Origin of the sequence: Roseateles sp. (assembly GCF_031397715.1) — a bacterium.
In the GTDB taxonomy this organism is placed as follows: Bacteria; Pseudomonadota; Gammaproteobacteria; order Burkholderiales; family Burkholderiaceae_C; genus Paucibacter_A.
The window spans coordinates 1-1,273 of record NZ_JANNMI010000441.1 but is presented as its reverse complement, the minus strand read 5'-3'; the positions used below and the strand labels follow the sequence as shown (position 1 = coordinate 1,273).

Annotated in this window: 3 protein-coding genes; all 3 read left to right on the top strand. The window is 64.7% G+C overall.

Features of this window, described 5'->3' with window-relative positions; genetic code table 11:
• Window positions 1-412, top strand: a 412-nt coding sequence (locus RMO57_RS19375; protein WP_310389454.1) for an A24 family peptidase, incomplete at its 5' end; no start/stop codon positions are given.
• Complete coding sequence (gene coaE, locus RMO57_RS19370) at window positions 409-1,011, top strand: dephospho-CoA kinase (protein WP_310389452.1); 603 nt, start codon at window positions 409-411, stop codon at window positions 1,009-1,011. The genes RMO57_RS19375 and coaE, both read left to right, overlap by 4 nt.
• Before the next feature lie 116 nt (window positions 1,012-1,127).
• On the top strand, window positions 1,128-1,273 hold a 146-nt coding region (gene zapD, locus RMO57_RS19365; protein ID WP_310389455.1), incomplete at its 3' end, for a cell division protein ZapD.

Below are 1,273 nucleotides of genomic sequence, written 5' to 3'. Positions count from 1 at the left end.
CACCACGCTGCTGCCCGACTCGCTCAACCAGCCGCTGCTGTGGGCCGGGCTGGCCGCCTCGCTGCTGGGCCTGACCATTCCCTTGGCCGATGCGCTAACGGGTGCCTTGGTCGGCTACTTGTCGTTGTGGTCGGTCTATTGGCTGTTCAAGCTGGCCACCGGCAAGGAAGGCATGGGCTACGGTGACTTCAAACTGCTGGCGGCGTTGGGTGCCTGGTTGGGCTGGCAGATGGTGCTGCCGATTGTGCTGGGAGCCTCGGTGATTGGCGCCCTCGTCGGCATTGGCATGAAGATGAACGCTAAGCTGCGCGAAGGCCGCTATGTCCCCTTCGGTCCCTTCTTGGCCGGCGGCGGCTTTGTGGTGCTGTTTGCGGGCGCGCCGCGCGTGCTCGGCTGGCTTGGCTGGGCATGAAGATTGGTTTGACCGGCGGCATCGGCAGCGGCAAAAGCACCGTCGCCGGATTTTGGCTGGAGCTCGGCGCGGCTGTGATTGACACCGATGCGATAGCGCGTCAGCTCAGCAGCACCGGCGGCGCTGCCATGCCGGCAATTGCGGCCGAGTTCGGGCCGGCAATGCTCAGCTCCGACGGCGCGCTTGACCGCACGGCCATGCGTGAGCTGGCCTTTACCGACGCCAGCGCCAAACGCCGCCTGGAGGCCATTCTCCATCCCCTGATCGGCGACCAAGCCCGGCTACAAGCCGATGCGGCAACGGCGGCCGGGGCGCAGCTGATCGTCTTTGACGTGCCCTTGTTGGTGGAGTCCGGTCATTGGCGCGCGAGAGTCGAGCGGCTTTTGGTGGTCGACTGCAACGAGCAAACCCAGCTCGCCAGAGTCAGCGCTAGGCCGGGATGGAGCGCCGCTGCCGCAGCGGCGGTGCTGGCCGTGCAGGCCAGCCGTGCGCAACGCCGCGCTTGCGCCGACGCTGTCATCTACAACGAGGGGCTGAGCCTCGCTGCGCTCAAAGCGCAAGTTCTGAGCCTCGCCGACCGCTGGCGCCTTGTTAAATAGCAGCGCCGGCGTGACATTGTTGGCGAACGCTGCCCGGCCTGTGAAACAATTAGCGAGTTTGCTGTGCGGTGTGCACGGCACCATGACCTTCAAGCTGATCGATAGGGATGACCGCCTTGGTCCTATACGAGTACCCATTCAACGAGAGCATCCGCACGATGCTGCGTCTGGAGCATCTGTTTGACCGCCTCGGTCAGCTGATGGCCCGCGAGACTCCGCTTGATCACCATTTCGCCCTGGTCACGCTGTTCGAGATCATCGA

Bases quoted from the DNA above. Each gene is read 5' to 3' on its own strand.
- coaE (WP_310389452.1), top strand. From the start codon at position 409: ATGAAGATTGGTTTGACCGGCGGCATCGGCAGCGGCAAAAGCACCGTC.